The organism is Mameliella sp. AT18 (genome assembly GCF_028807275.1).
In the GTDB taxonomy this organism is placed as follows: Bacteria; Pseudomonadota; Alphaproteobacteria; order Rhodobacterales; family Rhodobacteraceae; genus Antarctobacter; species Antarctobacter albus.
In genome coordinates this window covers 1-15,648 of the sequence record NZ_JARAMO010000220.1, presented here as the reverse complement: position 1 = coordinate 15,648, position 15,648 = coordinate 1, and the positions used below count along the sequence as shown (strand labels likewise).

Sequence of the window (15,648 nt, the reverse complement as noted above, 5' to 3'; positions counted from 1 at the left end):
GGGAGTCGACCGGAGGGAGACGGGGGCAGAGCCCCCGCCCCGGCCTCAGTTGGCGCGGACCCAGGTCTGGCCGTCGCAGACCAGCCCCTTGCAGCCCGTCACGCGCAGCCTGTTGCCCGACAGTTCCGCCTTGGCATTGGCCTGGACATTCAACAGCGGCACATGGACGGTCCCGCCCGCATAGTTGCCCGATCCTGCGGGCTTGAGATCCCAGAAAAGCCGCTTGCCGACATTCGCGGTCTGCACCTCGCGCCCCTGCGGATCGAAGGCCTTGAGCACCGTGCCGCAAAGCGCGGCGCCGCAGGTGTCGATGCGGATCAGGCTGGTCAGGTTCTTGCGGTCGGGTTCCGTGCGCCAGAGACCGACGGCCGGATCGGCAAGAGCGGGGGCCGCCAGGCTACCGAGAACAAGCGGCAGAAACAGGCGAAAGCGGGGCATGAGATGCGTCCTTTGATACAGAAGTTTCGGGACTGAACCCTAGCACGCATGTGGTAGCCGCGCGGCGCATTTCCAGAGGCCGAACGCCCGTCCGCAAGATATTGCCGGTCACGGCCCTCTTATTGCACCCGTCGCCAGGTCTGCGCCGAACAGATCAACCCGCCCGCCACGCAGCCGCGCAGTTTCAGGCGGCTGCCGTCCAGGGTCATCTTGCCGAGGTAGATCTTGTTGTTCGACGGGCGCCAGACCTTGCCCTCGTACTTGCCGTTGCCCTGCGGGACCATGTCGATCACCAAGGTCTTGCCCCTGGTCGGAGAGGCATATTCGCCACCCGCGTTGAAGGTGCGGGCGATCTGTCCACAGATCTTGTTCCCGCAGGGCGCCATCACGATATGCGCATAAGAGCCGTCGTCGGGTTCGGTCTGCCAGGTGCCTTCGACCGGGTCCGCCGCAGCCGCACCGGCCGCCAATCCGCAAACTGCCGCAATCTTGAGTAGTTTCATGCCTGTCTCCTCCCGTTCAGGTCATTTCGACTGTGTCGGCGGCGCCAGACCCCGATCAAGCATGACGCAAGGTCGCGTTGCATCTATCGTGGCGTCATACTAAGGCGCGGCAAAACTCTGAAAGGGCAGCCCGAAATGATCCTTTATCCCGCGATCGACCTGAAGGACGGCAAGGCCGTGCGCCTGCTGCGCGGCGACATGGACAAGGCGACCGTCTTCAACGACGATCCCGCCGCCCAGGCGCTGGAATTCGTGGCGCAGGGCTGTGAGTGGCTGCACCTTGTCGACCTGAACGGCGCCTTTGCCGGAGAGCCGGTGAACGCTGCCGCTGTCGAGGCAATCCTCAAACAGACCAAGACGCCGACCCAGCTGGGTGGTGGCATCCGCGACATGGCCACCATTGAGATGTGGCTGGGCAAGGGCCTGTCGCGGGTCATCCTGGGCACCGTTGCCGTCGAACGCCCCGAGCTGGTGCGCGAGGCGGCGCGCGCTTTCCCCGGACAGGTGGCCGTGGGCATCGACGCCAAGGATGGCCGCGTGGCCACCAAGGGCTGGGCCGAGGTCACGCAGGTGGATGCCGTGGACCTTGCGCGCAGCTACGAAGACGCGGGCGTGGCGGCGATCATCTACACCGACATCAACCGCGACGGCGCCATGCAGGGCCCGAACGTCGAGGCGACGGCGGCCCTGGCCAACGCGGTGACGATCCCGGTGATCGCCTCGGGCGGCGTGTCGTCGATCAAGGACCTCAAGGCCCTGCGCGACTGCGGGGCGCCCCTGAACGGGGCCATATCGGGGCGCGCACTTTACGACGGCGCCATCGACCTCAAGGCCGCGCTCGAGGCGCTCAAGGCATAAGGTCTGGAAATCCGGACTGCCAGTCCCGCTCTCACTGGGCGATGTTGCGCCCATGAGCCCCTCCACGCTTTACTCGTGCCTGCCGTTTCTCGCGCTGATCCTTGCCTGGTTGTGCCGGTTGGCATTTGCACGTGTTGTCCTGATCCCGGTGGCACTCCTTATTCTGTCAGGGCACGCGCAGGTACTTTGGACAGATCGTTACCTGCGCAGCATCGGTTGCCATGGCAACGTCTTGAAGGGCATGACCTGCCCAGAATGGCCTTTGCTCGCACGCATCGCCTATGCCCATCAAGAGTGGGGCCTATTTTCCGCCCTCGCCGGCATGACCCTGCTGCCAACCTTGATGCTGGTAGTGGTTGTCGCCGAAGGGTACGAGAGAGTCGTTGCACGCAAGGCCAATCCCTGACCCCGCACTTGCCAACACCACTGATCTAAAGTAACTCGCCCGTGGCGGAGGAGGTCAGCTTGCCCAGCTCCCAAAGGACCAGGTCGGGACTTCCTGACTGCGCCGCCTTCGGGTGGCTTGGTAAACATCCTTCCCAGACAAGTTCCCAAAAGGACCATTTCATGTTCATGGCCGCGATCTGGATCGTAAACGTGATCTTTTCCGTGCTGGAAAACCCGGAAAAAGGCGGGCCTTTCCGTCCGAACGACCTGTTGTGGAATGCGCGTCTGCCGCTGGGCTACTACCTTGTCCCCGCCACCACCCTGCACCGAGTTGCCCGTTCACGGCCAAGCGTTTTCAGACTGAAAGTCTCACGGGGCGCGCCCTCGCTTTCATGAGCGGCCCGGGGCGTGCCCGCCAGAGCGGTCGCGCCCGGCCCTCTCCCCCCTTCCCTCGCCGGTCAAATCGCGCTAACGCAACGCCATGCTCAAGACCCGCATCATCCCCTGCCTCGATGTCGCCGACGGCCGTGTCGTCAAGGGCGTCAATTTCGTCGACCTGCGCGATGCGGGCGATCCCGTGGACGCCGCCCGCGCCTATGACGCCGCCGGCGCGGACGAGATCTGTTTCCTCGACATCCATGCCACCCATGAAAACCGTGGAACCATGTTCGACGTGGTCACGCGCACGGCGGAACAGTGTTTCATCCCGCTGACCGTGGGCGGCGGCGTGCGTACGGTTCAGGATGTCCGCGCCCTGCTGCTCGCGGGCGCGGACAAGGTGTCCTTCAACTCCGCCGCTGTCGCCAACCCCGACGTGGTGGCCGAGGCCGCCGACCAGTTCGGCAGCCAGTGCATCGTCTGCGCCATCGACGCCAAAACGGTCGAACCGGGCCGCTGGGAGATCTTCACCCACGGCGGGCGCAAGTCCACAGGGATCGACGCGGTGGAATTCGCCAAGACCATCGCCGCCAAGGGGGCCGGGGAAATCCTGCTGACCTCGATGGACCGCGACGGCACCAAGGCAGGCTTCAACCTGCCCCTGACCCGCGCCATCGCCGACGCGGTGGACATTCCCGTCATCGCCTCGGGCGGTGTCGGCACGCTCGATCACCTTGTCGAAGGCGTGACCGAAGGCCATGCCAGCGCGGTGCTGGCGGCCTCGATCTTTCACTTCGGCACCTTCACCGTGGCCGAGGCCAAGGCGCATATGGCGGCCGCCGGCATTCCGGTCAGGCTGTAAAGGGGGCAAGCGTGTTCAGCGACGGCTCTGACGTCACCCTCCGCGAGGGCGAGATCGAAGAGACCGCCTGCACCTGCTGCGGCGCCCCCACCACAGTCGTCACCGGCTATCTCGAGGTTGGTGACATGTCCGCCGGATGGTACACCGTCGGCGTGACGCTGGGCACAAAGGATCACCTGCCGCTCGTCCGCCTCTACATCGGTGACTGGACCGAAGGCGCGGGGCCGGCTGAACGCTGGGGCCTGCGGATCGGCATCTCGCGCGATGGTCCCAGCCTGCTGGACTGGCCCGAGGCCGACATGGCCGAAGCCCGCCCGGTCTTTACCCCGCTCAACCGCGCGCAGGTGCTGGGCACGCCGATGGAGGCACAGCTCTGGTCCCTGCTCGACACCATTCTGACCGGGGACAGCCGTCTCTGACGACCGCCTGAAAAGGAACCGACATGACCCTGGACGACCTCGAACAGATCATCGCCACCCGCGCCGCCGCCTCTCCGGACGAAAGCTGGACCGCCAAGCTCCTGGCCAAGGGGCCGGAGAAGGTGGCCGAAAAATTTGGCGAAGAGGCCATCGAGGCGATCATCGAAGCGGTCAAGGATGACCACGCGCGGCTGGTCTCGGAAACCGCCGACGTGCTGTTTCACCTGCTGGTCATGCTGAAATCGCGGGACGTGGCGCTGAGCGAGGTCATGGCGGAGTTGGCCCGGCGCCAGGGGCAATCCGGCATCGCCGAAAAAGCGGGGCGCTGAGACGATACCATGTCCGACAGGCTGCACTTCACCGGCACTGTCCGGGATCTGAAACACGCAGCGATCTGCGCCCGCCTGCGCCGCCGCCACCAGCCCTGGCTGATGCGATGGGGGGTGCTGGCCGCCCTTGTCGTCTATGTCGCGGTCTTGCTGGGGCTGGTCATTCTCGCCAATGCGACCGACATGCGCCTGCCGGAATGGTCGTCGTACCTGCCCTTTGCCGCACTCATGGCCGCGCTGATCGGCTTGTTCACCTGGCGCCGCCGCCACGTATGGGAGTCGGTCCGGAACGCTCCGGTCCGTCAGGCGCCGCTGCATTACCAGCTCTCCGCAGAGGGCCTGCGCATCACCGGAGAGGTGAGCGAGAGCCTGTTGCGCTGGCCCGCCGTGCTGGAGGTGATCGAAGACCCCGAGGGCCTGCTGTTCCTGACCGGGCAGATGGAGTACATCGTGATCCCGACAGCGGCCTTTGCGGATGCCGCAGAAATGCGCGCGGCGCGCGAAGATTGCCTGGCCTGGATCGCCGCATATCGCTGAGGCAACCCGGGGCCGTCATGCCGCGTTGGCCTGTCAGACATTCGACATTCGCGAAAGGACCCCGGATGCAGGTTTTCAACTGCCCTGCTTGCCAGACCCCGCTCTGGTTCGACAATGACCGCTGCACGTGCGGACAGGAGGTCGGTTTCGACCCTCAGGCGCAGGTCATGGTGGCCGTCACGGCGCGCTGCGCCAATCACCCCGCCATCGGATGCAACTGGCTGCCCGAACCGGAGGCAGACGGCCTGTGCCGGTCCTGCGCGATGACGGAAACCGTGCCGGACCTGCGCGAGGCGGACAACCTGCCGCTCTGGGCGCGGACAGAGGCGGCCAAGCGCTGGATGCTGGCCAACCTTGCCCGCTGGGGCTGGTTTACCGACACGGACCCCGGCCCGCGTCCGGTGTTCCGCCTTTTGTCGGAAGATACCGCCCAGGGCGAACAGCAGGTCACGATGGGCCACGCCCAGGGCGTCATCACCATCAACGTCAGCGAGGCCGACGAGGCCACACGGGCGGAACGCCAGGACGACCTTGGAGAGCTCTACCGCACCATGCTGGGCCACATGCGCCATGAATGCGCGCATTTCCTGTTCGAACGCCTGACCGTGCGGCCCGCATTTCTCGCCCGGTTCCGCAGCCTCTTCGGGGACGAACGCGCCGACTACGCCAAGGCGCTGGAACGCCATTACGCCGCGCCGCGCGATCCGGGCGAAACCCATATTACCCCCTACGCCACCGCCCACCCGCACGAGGACTGGGCGGAAACCGTCGCCCACCTTCTGCATCTCGTGGATATCGCCGACAGCGCTGCCGCGGCAGGGCTCGCCCTGCTGGAGGGACCACCGCCCGGCTATGACGCCTATGCGGATGCCGACGCGGATCGCGTCTTGAACCACGCGGTACGCCTGTCCCTGGCCGTCACCCATGTGAATCGTGCGCTGGAACTGCCGGATCTCTATCCGTTCGTGTTGACCCCATCGGTGCGCGGGAAACTGGGCTTCGCCCACGACCAGCTGCGCGCCGCCTTCAGGACCTAGCGCAGGCGGTCAAGGCGCCCCGTCACAGCTTGGACGAGATGATCCCGGTGTTGAAACCGCCCATGCGCAGTTCACCGAACAGGCGCTGGTACTCGATCTTGGGACAGCGATCCATCACCACGTCGACGCCGAGCGCCTCGGCCATCTGTGCCGCCTCTTCGTTGACGACACCGATCTGCATCCAGACCGTGCGCAGATTCGGAAAGACTTCCAACGCCTCTTCGACGATGGGCGGCACATGTTCCGGCCTGCGAAAGATGTCCACCATGTCCACGGTGTCAGGGCAATCGGCCAGCGAGGCGCGCACCTCTTGCCCGAACAGGCGTTTGCCAGCATGTCCCGGATTGACCGGGATCACCTTGAAACCCTTCAGCGAAAGATATCGGGCGACGTAATAGCTGGGCCGTACCGGATTCATGGATACGCCCACCACCGCGACGACCTTGGTCCGCGTCAGAATCTCTTTCAGCTTGTCATCCGAATAGCTCATGCCCTCTCAAATATACCGGGTTTAGGAAAAGAAAAAGCGCCCGGGCAAAAACCCGGGCGCCAGTCACGGAACGAGGGACAGTGAAGGTCTCACGGGGGTTCCGGCCCCGCGATCCTGATAGAAAGATAGGCACCAAAGCCACAGTTCCAAGGTCTGTAAAGAAACTGTGAACATTCTTCTTGACTACCCCGTCAACCAACAGCCTGCGCCCCTGCGGGCGCCATCGACCCAACAAGGGTGGGGTGCAGGCTCTCCGAAGCATCCCGCCCGACACGACGCGCCCCGCGCAGGATGAACAGCTTGCTGACCCCCATCCAGGTGCCGACCGAGGGCGCATTTACATCGCAGGGGAACCGCGTTCTCCACCCTTCCGGCAGGGCCACGCCGCGGGCCTCCAGCCGGTCAAGCATCCAGACGAGCGGAATATTGGACAGGGGCCGCGCCGCATCGAAACCGCCCAGTTGACCGCCGATGTCCCCGTGTGTCCCCCGGAACCACACCTGTTCGACCTTGCCCGCCCAGCCCGGCGGGCATTCCCAGAGCACAGGCGCATAGGCGGCGCGCGTTTCGTCATGGGCCAGCGCGTGATAGCCGTGCCGGATCGCGGGACCCAGCGAGTGATTGTGAAACTCGTGCTCGGATTCGGTCAGCCGCCAGAGCAGCGGGAGGCGCAGGCCCAGCGCCTTGACCGTGTCCCAGACCCCGATCATCTCGACCGGCGACTCGGCATGGCAATTGCGCGCCGCAAAGGCCCGCGCGGCGGCCCCCTTGGGGGCGTATTGGTACAGGCGATAGATCTGGCGGATATTGCGTTCGGTGGCGCATTCCGCCCGCAAGAGCCCGACCATGTCGATGATCCCAGCCAAAGAGCGGACGGCGTAGGCGCCCCGCGAATAGCCCATCAGGAAGATGCGGTCGCCCGCGCGATAGCGCGAGGCGAGATAGCCATAGGCGCGGCGGATCTGCCGGTTGATGCCGCGGCCCAGCGCCACGTCGGTGGTGGCGCCCCAGTCCGTCCATTGCACCCCGGCCTCGTAATAGAGTGAGGAATGCCCGGCCTCTTTCAGCAGCAGATAGGTCAGCCCGGCGTTGGTTTCCTCGCCGGGCGTGAGCGAGGACATGGTGCCATCCAGAATGAGGACATGATCGACCGGCCCGCGCCGCCGCGCGTATGCGGAATGGTCCGCCGAAGACTTGCGGCGGAGCCAGCCGAAAACAATGTCACTCAGCTGCGATCGCATCACCTTCCAGCATGGCCCAGACGCGCGCCGGCGTGAAGGGCATGTCCACCTGTTTGATTCCACGCGCCCAGAGCGCGTCCTGAACCGCATTCGACACCGCGGCCATAGACCCGACCGTCCCGGCCTCGCCGCAGCCTTTCATTCCCATCGGGTTTGCGGTCGAGGGCACCGGCTCTGTCTCGAACCCGATCATGGGCATATTGTCGGCTCGCGGCATGGCATAGTCCATGAAAGAGGCCGTGAGCAGCTGCCCATCCTCGTCGTAGACCACATGTTCGGTCAGCGCCTGGCCCAGCCCCTGCGCCACGCCGCCATGCACCTGCCCCTCGGCCAGCATCGGGTTGATCAGGTTGCCGAAATCGTCGACCACGCTGTAACGGTCGCAGATCGTCTGGCCTGTCTCAAGGTCGATCTCGACCTCGGCGACATGGCAGCCGTTGGGATAGGACCGCCCCGGCAGGGTCGAGGTCGCCTGCCAGACAAGCAGATCCTCGCGCCCGGCCTCGCGCGCCATCTGCGCCACCTCCAGCATGGTCGGCGTCAGGTTCGATCCGTCCGCGCGGAACGTCTCATCGTCGAAGGTGATCGCCGCCGCGTCCACGCCCATTTCGCCCGCGAGGAAATCGGAGAATCCCGCAACCATGTCGCTGACCGCCTGCAGGGTCACGTTTGTCTGCACGGTGACGGAACGGGACCCGCCGGTGCCGCCGCCCGAGGCGATCAGGTCACTGTCGCCCTGCACCACCTCGATCTTCTCGGCGGGAATGCCGGTCTGATCGGCCAGGAACTGGCGGAACACGGTTTCATGCCCCTGCCCGTTCGACTGGGTGCCGACATAGATCCTTGCGCCGCCGTCTTCGGTGAACTCCACCTTCACATCCTCGTTCGGGGCGCCCAGGATAGACTCGATGTAATAACAAACCCCCAAGCCGCGCAGCTTGCCCGCCTTCTCCGAGGCGGCGCGCCGGGCCGCAAAGCCCGCCAGGTCCGCCGTCGTCTCGGCATGTCCCATAACGCGCACGAAATCGCCCACGTCGTAGTTTTCGCCGGTCACTGTCTTGTAGGGAAACTGGTCGGGCTTGATGAAGTTGATCCGGCGCAGCTCCAGCGGATCGATACCCAGTTCGCGCGCGGCCCGGTCCATCACACGTTCCAGGACATAGATCGCCTCTGGACGGCCGGCGCCGCGATAGGCATCCACCTGCACGGTGTTGGTATAAAAGCCTTCCGAGCGGTAGAAAGCGGTCTGGATGTCGTAGGTGCCGGTCAGCACGCGGGCAAAGAGGTTCGACTGGATGAATTGCCCGAAATGCGAGTTGTAGGCACCCAGGTTCGACCGCGTGTGCAGCCGGTAGCCGGTGATGCGGTTGTCCGCGTCAAAGGCCAGTTCTGCCGTCGTCACCAGGTCACGCCCGCCGTTGTCGGACAGCATCGCCTCTGTCCGGTCGGACATCCAGCGTACCGGTCGGCCCGTTTCACGCGCCGCGTAGGGCAGCACGAAATACTCCGGGTAGGGAAAGCCCTTCATGCCGAAACCGCCGCCGACGTCGGGGTTGGTGGTGTGGATCTGCTCGGGCTCCATGTGATAGGCGCGCGCCAGTTCGGCCTTCATGCCCCAGACGCCCTGCCCGCCAAAGCCAAGGTGGATGCGCCCGTCGGTCCATTCCGCAAAGGCGCCGCGCGGCTCCATCGAATTGACGATAATCCGGTTGTCGCCGATCTCCAGCTTGACGGTCTTCGCCGCCGCATCGAACGCGGCGTTCGTGGCGTCCTCGTCTCCGATGCCGAAGTCATAGGCCCGGTTATCGGGGGCCTCGGGGTGGATCGTATTTTCTCCGGGCGCCAAGGCCATCGCCACCGGCAGCTCGTCGTAGTCCAGCTCGATCAGCTCGGCGGCGTCGCGCGCCTGTTCCAGCGTCTCGGCCACGACCAGCGCCACCGGTTCACCGACATAACGCAGACGCCCCTCGGCCAGCACCGGGCGCTTGGGCGCGGCACCCTTGCTGCCGTCGCGGTTGGGTGCCAGCGCACCGGACATGCCGGTGTCGATGCCCGCCGCCAGCAGATCGTCCGAGGTCACCACCAGATGCACGCCTTCGGCCTCGCGCGCGGCGCTTACATCCAGCGTCGTGATCTCGGCATGCGCCACGGGGGAGCGGAAAACAAAGGCCCGCAAGGCCCCCTCGGGCGCAACATCGTCCACGTAACGTCCGTGCCCGGTCAGGAAGCGCACATCCTCGACCCGTTTCACCGGCTGGCTCTTGCCGAACTTGTCCATGAGTGTCTCCCTCGCAATTGTCCTGTCGCGGCGGAGATTAGTCGTCATGGCGCGGGTGTCCAGAGGGCGCACCGCAGCCCGCCCCCGGTTTTCCCGGAGCGGCCGATTATCGCGCCAAAGTCACGATGCGCCGGGCACCGTAACCATTGAACCGGGTGGCCAGCGCCGTGGAATAGGCGCCGCAGGCGTGGAACAGCAGGTAATCCCCCTCTGCCAGGTCCGCGGGCAGGTCGACACGGTCCGACAACCGGTCGAGGCTGTCGCAGGTCGGCCCGAAGACCTCTGTCGCCCGGATGGCTCCGGCCCTGGGCAACCCATCCGGAGCCAGGGCGCTGATCCGCGTTGCGGGGCCAAGATCGCGCCATTCGCTGAGCCCGCCATAGATGCCGTCGTTCAGAAAGACCGCGTCCCCGTCCCGCGCCTTGACCTGCAAGGCCAGCTCGAAGGCCTCGGCCACCATCGCCCGGCCCGGCTCGCAGACCAGCGCCGGACGGTCCGTCCCGAAGTCTGCTGCGACGGCCTCGTCGATGGCTCTGAAAAGCGCGGGCAGGTCGGGGGCCGGGTCCTCGCGGTGCGCCGGGAACCCGCCGCCGACGTTCAGCCGATGCAGGCGGATGCCGTTGGACCGGGCGATCTCGGCCGCTGCCTGAATGTAGGAGACCCAGGCCCCCGCCGCGCGGCATTGCGTGCCCGGATGAAAGGTCAGCGAGGGGCGCCCGCCCCGGGCAACAACCGCGCGCAGCAATGCGCCGCACGCCTCCGGCCCCGCTCCGAATTTCGACCCGAAATCATAGACCGCCCCGGCCACCGGCAGCTTCAGCCGCACCGCCACCTCGGCGCCCTCCAGCGGCCCCAGCTTGTCCAGTTCCGCCATGCGGTCAATCGACCACGAGGTGATGTCATAGCCCCGCGCTGCCGCCACCTCGGACCGGGCCCGGACCGGGTTGTGATAATGCAGTCGCGCGCGCGGCGCGACCGCCCGCACCAAGGCCATCTCCTCGGGAGAGGCCACGTCAAAGGCCTCCATCCCCGCCTCTGTCAAGGTCTCGATCACGCCCCGGTCGGGATTGGCCTTGACCGCATAGGTCACTTCGCCCGGAAACCGGTCAAGGAACAACCGCGCCACGTCGCGCAGCCGCCTGGGATCGTGAAAGAAAACCGGATCTTCGGGGCGCTCGCGCGCCAGCCAGAGCGCGGGATCGCGCTGGAATGCCTCATGCAGCACCATTGCTCGTGCCTCCTGTTCGCCTGTGAAACCAGTCTGGCCCTTGCAACGCACGGATTCACCTGCAACTCTGTTCGAAATGCACGTCAATTATGGGCAAACTGACGACATGGACCAACAGATCGACGAAACGGACCGCGCCCTGGTGGCCGCCCTTGCGGAAAACGCGCGCGCGCCGGTGGCCGACCTGGCCCGCCGGCTGGGGCTGGCGCGCACCACGGTGCAGGCCCGGCTCGACCGGCTGGAGGCGCGTGGCGCAATCGCCGGCTACACGCTCAAACGCGGCCCGGGCCTACGCCCCGCCCTGCGCGCCACGGTGCTGATCTCGGTCGAACCGCGCGCCACGCCGGCGGTCCTGTCACGCTTGAAAAGCCTCACGGCGGTGGAAACGGTGCACACGACGTCGGGAAGGTTCGACATGATCGCCCAGCTCAGTGCAGAGACGACAGAGGCGCTGGACCGCACGCTGGATGCCATTGGCGAGGCAAAGGGCGTCAGGGCCTCGGAAAGCCTGATCCACCTCAGTACGAAGATCGATCGTGGGAGTTGAGGGGGCAAAAGCCCCCGGTCACTCTTCGTCCGCGTCCTGGGTGCCGTATTGTTTGAACAGACCGCCCTGGAACATGAAGAACAGGAAAATCGCCACCGTGAGACCGAAAGTCTTGAAATAGACCCAAACCTCTGTGTCCATCGTGCGCCAGATCACCTCGTTCAGCACCGCCAGCAACAAGAAGAACCCGGCGACCCGCTTGGTCAGGATCATCCAACCCTCGCGCTGCAGGGGCACCAGCCCGTCCATGACGTATTGCAACCAGCTCTCGCCGCGCATCAGGCCGATCGCCAGTGCACCGCCGAAAAGTAGGTAAATCAGCGTCGGCTTCATCTTGAAGAAACGGTCGTCATTCAGCCAGACACTGAGCCCACCAAAGACCACGATCAGCACCGCCGTGACCACCTGCATCCGGCTCAGATGTCCAGTCAGGGCCCAAAGCGCGCCCATGCAGACGAGGAACACCGGGATGAACCCCGCCGTAACCACGATGAACCCTTCGTATTCAGTGCCCCCGATCACGAAGATCCGGTCCTTCAGCCACAGGTAAGCCGCGAAGAACCCCAGGATCGGGCCGAACTCCAGCGCCGTCTTCAGCATCGGGTTGACCTGGCGTTGTTCCATTGCGCGCTCCTCTGACTTTGCCTGCGTCACATAGGTCTTTCAGCCGCCAACCTCAACGATCACCGCCCCTGCCGCGATCAGGACCATCAGCGCGATGCGCCTTGGACCCACTGTCTCGCGCAGGATCAGCCAGCCGATGATGGCGGCAAAGACGGTCGAGGTCTCGCGCAGCACCGCCGCCTCGCCGACCTTGTCCAGGCGCGTGGCCATCATGACCGACCCGAAGGAGCCGTAGGCCACCAGCGCCCCCGCCAGCCCGCGCAACACCAGGGGCCGAAGGGGAAAGCCCGACACCCTGTGCCGCATGGGGGTCAGGAACAGCAGGGCCGGGAAATCCAGTGCCGACAGGAAAAAGAACCAGGCGAGGAAGGTAAAGGGATCGGCGGTGGCGCGGATGCCGTAGGCATCATAGGTGGTGTAGAGCGCCACGAAAAACCCCGTCGCCAGCGCGTAGGCCAGGGCCGGGCCCAGCGTCTCGCGCGCGGTTTCGAGAAAGATGAAGTTGTAGACCGCCAGGCCAAAGATCCCGGCCAGCAGCACGCCAAGACCCAGCCACTGAACGCCGGTAAAGCTCTCGCCAAAGATCAGCCAGGCACCGATCACCGTGAACAGCGGGCCCGTCCCACGCACGACCGGATAGACCACCGTGTAGGCACCACGGGTATAGGCCATCGCCTGCAACAGCTTGTAGGTGAAATGGATCACCATGACCCCGGCAAAGATCGGCCACATGTGCGGTTCGGGCCAGGGCACCAGGAACAGCAGCGGAAAACTGAGCACCACAAGCCAGCCGTCGATCGCCGCACGCGACACCCAGGGGTCGTGCCGTCCCTTCTGCAGCGCGCCAAAGACCGCGTGCAGCAGGGCCGCCGTCAACGCCAGCATCAGCGCCGCCTGGTGGCCTGCCTCGGTGCCCTCCAGCGAAACCAGCCAATCGCTCACCGACGGCCCTCCGGACGCGCCCCATCGCGCAGGTTGCGCGTTGGTGCTACGGTGAACGCAGAGAGGTCCCCATGCTCGACAGCCTGACATCCGAACTGTACGGCGATTTTGCCGTGGTTCCCGCCTGGTCCGCCTTCGTGCGGCTCTGCGGAGCCGTGGTGCTTGGCGCCGCCATCGGGTTCGAACGGGAATGGCACCACAAACCGGCGGGCCTGCGCACGCATATCCTGGTGGCCGTGGCCGCCTGCCTCTTCGTACTGATCGGGCGCGAGCTGAGCGCGCTGGATTTCGGCGGCGCGGGTGAGCAACGCAACGATCCCCTGCGCATGATCGAGGCCGTCACGGCGGGCGTGGCCTTCCTCGCGGCGGGCGTGATCTTCCGCTCGGCGGACAAGGTTCACAACATCACCACCGGGGCCTCTATGTGGCTGGCCGGAGCCGTGGGCCTGGGCTGCGGCGCGGGGCGCCTGACGCTTGCGGCAATGGCCACGGTGATTGTGGTCATCGTCCTTGCGCTTCTGAAATGGATCGAGGACATCGCCCACGACCGCTAGGCCGCTCATTCCGTGTCGAGGCCGGTCAGCGCCGCGGCGAATTCTTCGGGGTCGAAGGGGGCCAGGTCTTCGATCTGCTCGCCCACGCCGATGGCATGGATCGGCAGGCCGAACTTGTCTGCAAGCGCCACCAGCACACCGCCCTTGGCGGTGCCGTCCAGCTTGGTCATCACCAGGCCCGACACATCGGCCAGCTTGCGGAAGGTCTCGACCTGGCTGAGCGCGTTCTGGCCGGTCGTCGCATCCAGCACCAGCAGCGTGTTGTGCGGCGCATCCGGATCCTTCTTGCGGATCACCCGGACGATCTTGGCCAGTTCCTCCATCAGGTCCTGGCGGTTCTGCAGCCGGCCCGCGGTGTCGATCATCAATAGGTCCGCACCGTCCGCCTGCGCCTTGGTCATGGCGTCAAAGGCCAGGCTGGCCGGGTCGCTGCCCTCGGGCGCGGTCAGCACCGGCACATTGGCCCGTTCGCCCCAGACCTGCAGTTGCTCGACGGCGGCGGCGCGAAAGGTATCGCCCGCCGCGATCACCACCTGCTTGCCCGCGGCCTTGAACTGGCTGGCGAGCTTGCCAATGGTCGTGGTCTTGCCCGACCCGTTGACGCCGACAACCAGCACCACTTGCGGCTTTTTCGGATAGAGCGGGAGCGGACGCGCCACCGGCTCCATCACCCGGGCGATCTCGGACGCCAGCGCCTGCTTGATCTCCAGCGATGACAGACGCTTGCCGAAACGCCCCTCGGCGATGTTCGAGGTCACGCGCAGCGCCGTGTCCACCCCCATGTCCGAGGCGATCAGCAACTCTTCGAGCTGCTCCAGCATCTCGTCGTCCAGCACCCGGCGCGCCACCGCGCCCTCACCCTGCGACCTCCCCATGATCCGGCCCAGCAGGCCGCCAGAGGGTTTTGCCTCGGCCGGGGTCTCGGGTTCATGCACCGGCACCGGTTCGACCGGGACGGGTTTCGGCGCCGGGGCCTGGAGGCGAGGCTCTGCCGCCTCAGTCTTTGGCTCGGGTGTTTCGGCGACGTCTTCCTCACCGCCCTCCTTGACAATTGCGTCCAACCCCTCGTCCAGCTTGGAGGAGGATTTGAACAACTTGTTCTTGAGCTTGCCGAAAAAGGACATGGGCCGCGCCTGATGCTTGAGTTGTCTTCACCTAATACGCTTGCGCGCGCAATGAAAGGTGGCTTTCACCACGGCACCAGCCCGGAAGCCCGGCCACAGCCCCCTTAGCACTTATCCCAAGTCAACAAAAAACCGTCCACAGGTGCCTGTGGACGGTTTCAACTATCACCTTCCCGACTTTTTTCGGGAATTCAGATCTCTTCCGGGAAATGCTTGATCGTCAGCCGGATCGGGTTCGGCGCCGCCTGTCCCAGGCCACAGATCGACGCATCGCCCATCGCCTGGCACAATTCCTCGAGCAGGTCGGTGTTCCAGCTGTCCGCGCTCATCAGCTTGACCGCCTTCTCGCAGCCGACCCGGCACGGCGTGCATTGGCCACAGCTTTCGTCCTCGAAGAACCGCAGCATGTTCAGCGCGGCATCCCGCGCGCGGTCCTGATCCGACAGCACGACAACGGCGGCGGACCCGATGAAGGATCCATGCGGCTGCAAGGTGTCAAAATCCAGCGGCACATCGCTCATCGAGGCCGGCAACAGGCCCGAAGACGGCCCGCCCGGTTGATAGGCCTTGAGGACATGCCCCTCGGCCATGCCACCGGCGGCCTCGATCACGTCGAGGATGGTCGATCCGGCGGGCAGGAGGTAGACGCCCGGTTTGGCCACCCGGCCAGAGATCGAGTAGGACCGCAGGCCCTTGCGGCCGTTTTTTTCGATTCCCGAAAGGATTTCAGGACCTTCCCGGCAAATCTTCGCAACCCAGTAGAGCGTCTCGACGTTGTGGACCAGCGTGGGCTGATTGAAGATCCCGACCTGCGCGACATAGGGCGGACGGTGGCGCGGCAGACCGCGCTTGCCCTCGATCGACTCGATCAT

General features: G+C 65.5%; 20 protein-coding genes. 10 read left to right on the top strand and 10 right to left on the bottom strand.

Annotated elements, in window-relative coordinates:
• Positions 1-45: 45 nt before the first annotated feature.
• A complete protein-coding gene (locus PVW46_RS19360) occupies positions 46-438 on the bottom strand; it encodes a DUF2147 domain-containing protein (protein ID WP_069209960.1) in 393 nt (130 codons plus the stop codon).
• A gap of 119 nt (positions 439-557) precedes the next feature.
• On the bottom strand, positions 558-941 hold the full coding sequence (locus PVW46_RS19355) for a DUF2147 domain-containing protein (protein ID WP_069209961.1): 384 nt from the start codon (positions 939-941) through the stop codon (positions 558-560).
• Positions 942-1,076: 135 nt separating this feature from the next.
• Between PVW46_RS19355 and hisA the strand changes: the two genes are divergently transcribed.
• The 8 genes from hisA to PVW46_RS19315 all read left to right on the top strand — a co-directional run bounded on the left by hisA (position 1,077) and on the right by PVW46_RS19315 (position 5,748).
• Positions 1,077-1,799: a 1-(5-phosphoribosyl)-5-[(5-phosphoribosylamino)methylideneamino]imidazole-4-carboxamide isomerase gene (hisA, locus tag PVW46_RS19350; protein WP_043144179.1), complete on the top strand. Its 723-nt coding sequence runs from the start codon at positions 1,077-1,079 to the stop codon at positions 1,797-1,799.
• A gap of 52 nt (positions 1,800-1,851) precedes the next feature.
• Positions 1,852-2,205 (top strand): hypothetical protein, encoded by a 354-nt coding sequence (locus PVW46_RS19345; RefSeq protein WP_069209962.1) that lies wholly within the window; start codon positions 1,852-1,854, stop codon positions 2,203-2,205.
• Between the two features lie 167 nt (positions 2,206-2,372).
• The gene (locus tag PVW46_RS19340) at positions 2,373-2,582 is read left to right on the top strand and encodes a hypothetical protein (RefSeq protein WP_139132336.1); all 210 of its coding nucleotides are present in this window, start codon (positions 2,373-2,375) and stop codon (positions 2,580-2,582) included.
• An 85-nt stretch (positions 2,583-2,667) separates the two neighbouring features.
• The gene (hisF, locus tag PVW46_RS19335; protein WP_043144172.1) at positions 2,668-3,426 is read left to right on the top strand and encodes an imidazole glycerol phosphate synthase subunit HisF; all 759 of its coding nucleotides are present in this window, start codon (positions 2,668-2,670) and stop codon (positions 3,424-3,426) included.
• A gap of 11 nt (positions 3,427-3,437) precedes the next feature.
• Complete coding sequence (locus PVW46_RS19330) at positions 3,438-3,845, top strand: hypothetical protein (RefSeq protein ID WP_069209963.1); 408 nt, start codon at positions 3,438-3,440, stop codon at positions 3,843-3,845.
• Positions 3,846-3,868: 23 nt separating this feature from the next.
• Positions 3,869-4,174, top strand: coding sequence for a phosphoribosyl-ATP diphosphatase (locus PVW46_RS19325; protein WP_069209964.1), 306 nt, complete (start codon positions 3,869-3,871; stop codon positions 4,172-4,174).
• A gap of 9 nt (positions 4,175-4,183) precedes the next feature.
• The gene (locus PVW46_RS19320; RefSeq protein ID WP_069209965.1) at positions 4,184-4,711 is read left to right on the top strand and encodes a YcxB family protein; all 528 of its coding nucleotides are present in this window, start codon (positions 4,184-4,186) and stop codon (positions 4,709-4,711) included.
• Positions 4,712-4,776: 65 nt separating this feature from the next.
• Positions 4,777-5,748 (top strand): zinc-binding metallopeptidase family protein, encoded by a 972-nt coding sequence (locus PVW46_RS19315; protein WP_069209966.1) that lies wholly within the window; start codon positions 4,777-4,779, stop codon positions 5,746-5,748.
• A 22-nt stretch (positions 5,749-5,770) separates the two neighbouring features.
• Here the strand turns inward: PVW46_RS19315 and PVW46_RS19310 are convergent, their stop codons facing one another.
• The 4 genes from PVW46_RS19310 to PVW46_RS19295 all read right to left on the bottom strand — a co-directional run bounded on the left by PVW46_RS19310 (position 5,771) and on the right by PVW46_RS19295 (position 10,985).
• Positions 5,771-6,238: a CoA-binding protein gene (locus tag PVW46_RS19310; protein WP_069209967.1), complete on the bottom strand. Its 468-nt coding sequence runs from the start codon at positions 6,236-6,238 to the stop codon at positions 5,771-5,773.
• Positions 6,239-6,429: 191 nt separating this feature from the next.
• On the bottom strand, positions 6,430-7,482 hold the full coding sequence (locus PVW46_RS19305) for a T6SS phospholipase effector Tle1-like catalytic domain-containing protein (RefSeq protein ID WP_190285447.1): 1,053 nt from the start codon (positions 7,480-7,482) through the stop codon (positions 6,430-6,432).
• Positions 7,460-9,757: a xanthine dehydrogenase family protein molybdopterin-binding subunit gene (locus PVW46_RS19300; protein ID WP_069209968.1), complete on the bottom strand. Its 2,298-nt coding sequence runs from the start codon at positions 9,755-9,757 to the stop codon at positions 7,460-7,462. The genes PVW46_RS19305 and PVW46_RS19300 overlap by 23 nt, the downstream gene beginning before the upstream one ends.
• A 106-nt stretch (positions 9,758-9,863) precedes the next feature.
• Positions 9,864-10,985, bottom strand: coding sequence for a type III PLP-dependent enzyme (locus tag PVW46_RS19295; RefSeq protein ID WP_043144153.1), 1,122 nt, complete (start codon positions 10,983-10,985; stop codon positions 9,864-9,866).
• A gap of 106 nt (positions 10,986-11,091) precedes the next feature.
• Here PVW46_RS19295 and PVW46_RS19290 point away from each other — a divergent pair, with 106 nt between their 5' ends.
• Entirely contained in the window at positions 11,092-11,532 is a 441-nt protein-coding gene (locus PVW46_RS19290; RefSeq protein WP_043144272.1) for an Lrp/AsnC family transcriptional regulator, read from the top strand.
• 18 nt (positions 11,533-11,550) lie between these two features.
• Here the strand turns inward: PVW46_RS19290 and PVW46_RS19285 are convergent, their stop codons facing one another.
• Positions 11,551-12,156, bottom strand: coding sequence for an inner membrane-spanning protein YciB (locus PVW46_RS19285; protein ID WP_069209969.1), 606 nt, complete (start codon positions 12,154-12,156; stop codon positions 11,551-11,553).
• Between the two features lie 39 nt (positions 12,157-12,195).
• On the bottom strand, positions 12,196-13,098 hold the full coding sequence (locus PVW46_RS19280; RefSeq protein ID WP_069209970.1) for an EamA family transporter: 903 nt from the start codon (positions 13,096-13,098) through the stop codon (positions 12,196-12,198).
• A gap of 71 nt (positions 13,099-13,169) precedes the next feature.
• Between PVW46_RS19280 and PVW46_RS19275 the strand changes: the two genes are divergently transcribed.
• Positions 13,170-13,652 carry an MgtC/SapB family protein gene (locus PVW46_RS19275; protein ID WP_043144147.1) on the top strand — a complete coding sequence of 161 codons (483 nt, stop codon included), beginning with the start codon at positions 13,170-13,172 and terminating at the stop codon, positions 13,650-13,652.
• A 5-nt stretch (positions 13,653-13,657) separates the two neighbouring features.
• On the opposite strand, the gene ftsY is transcribed toward PVW46_RS19275, so the two are convergent.
• Both ftsY and PVW46_RS19265 read right to left on the bottom strand, forming a co-directional pair.
• A complete protein-coding gene (gene ftsY / locus PVW46_RS19270) occupies positions 13,658-14,776 on the bottom strand; it encodes a signal recognition particle-docking protein FtsY (protein WP_069209971.1) in 1,119 nt (372 codons plus the stop codon).
• A gap of 191 nt (positions 14,777-14,967) precedes the next feature.
• On the bottom strand, positions 14,968-15,648 hold a 681-nt coding region (locus tag PVW46_RS19265; RefSeq protein ID WP_274577203.1), incomplete at its 5' end, for an NADH-ubiquinone oxidoreductase-F iron-sulfur binding region domain-containing protein.

Coding starts and splice junctions, on each gene's coding strand:
- PVW46_RS19360 (WP_069209960.1), bottom strand. CDS start 438: ATGCCCCGCTTTCGCCTGTTTCTGCCGCTTGTTCTCGGTAGCCTGGCG.
- PVW46_RS19355 (WP_069209961.1), bottom strand. CDS start 941: ATGAAACTACTCAAGATTGCGGCAGTTTGCGGATTGGCGGCCGGTGCG.
- hisA (WP_043144179.1), top strand. CDS start 1,077: ATGATCCTTTATCCCGCGATCGACCTGAAGGACGGCAAGGCCGTGCGC.
- PVW46_RS19345 (WP_069209962.1), top strand. CDS start 1,852: ATGAGCCCCTCCACGCTTTACTCGTGCCTGCCGTTTCTCGCGCTGATC.
- PVW46_RS19340 (WP_139132336.1), top strand. CDS start 2,373: ATGGCCGCGATCTGGATCGTAAACGTGATCTTTTCCGTGCTGGAAAAC.
- hisF (WP_043144172.1), top strand. CDS start 2,668: ATGCTCAAGACCCGCATCATCCCCTGCCTCGATGTCGCCGACGGCCGT.
- PVW46_RS19325 (WP_069209964.1), top strand. CDS start 3,869: ATGACCCTGGACGACCTCGAACAGATCATCGCCACCCGCGCCGCCGCC.
- PVW46_RS19320 (WP_069209965.1), top strand. CDS start 4,184: ATGTCCGACAGGCTGCACTTCACCGGCACTGTCCGGGATCTGAAACAC.
- PVW46_RS19315 (WP_069209966.1), top strand. CDS start 4,777: ATGCAGGTTTTCAACTGCCCTGCTTGCCAGACCCCGCTCTGGTTCGAC.
- PVW46_RS19310 (WP_069209967.1), bottom strand. CDS start 6,238: ATGAGCTATTCGGATGACAAGCTGAAAGAGATTCTGACGCGGACCAAG.
- PVW46_RS19300 (WP_069209968.1), bottom strand. CDS start 9,757: ATGGACAAGTTCGGCAAGAGCCAGCCGGTGAAACGGGTCGAGGATGTG.
- PVW46_RS19295 (WP_043144153.1), bottom strand. CDS start 10,985: ATGGTGCTGCATGAGGCATTCCAGCGCGATCCCGCGCTCTGGCTGGCG.
- PVW46_RS19290 (WP_043144272.1), top strand. CDS start 11,092: ATGGACCAACAGATCGACGAAACGGACCGCGCCCTGGTGGCCGCCCTT.
- PVW46_RS19285 (WP_069209969.1), bottom strand. CDS start 12,156: ATGGAACAACGCCAGGTCAACCCGATGCTGAAGACGGCGCTGGAGTTC.
- PVW46_RS19275 (WP_043144147.1), top strand. CDS start 13,170: ATGCTCGACAGCCTGACATCCGAACTGTACGGCGATTTTGCCGTGGTT.
- ftsY (WP_069209971.1), bottom strand. CDS start 14,776: ATGTCCTTTTTCGGCAAGCTCAAGAACAAGTTGTTCAAATCCTCCTCC.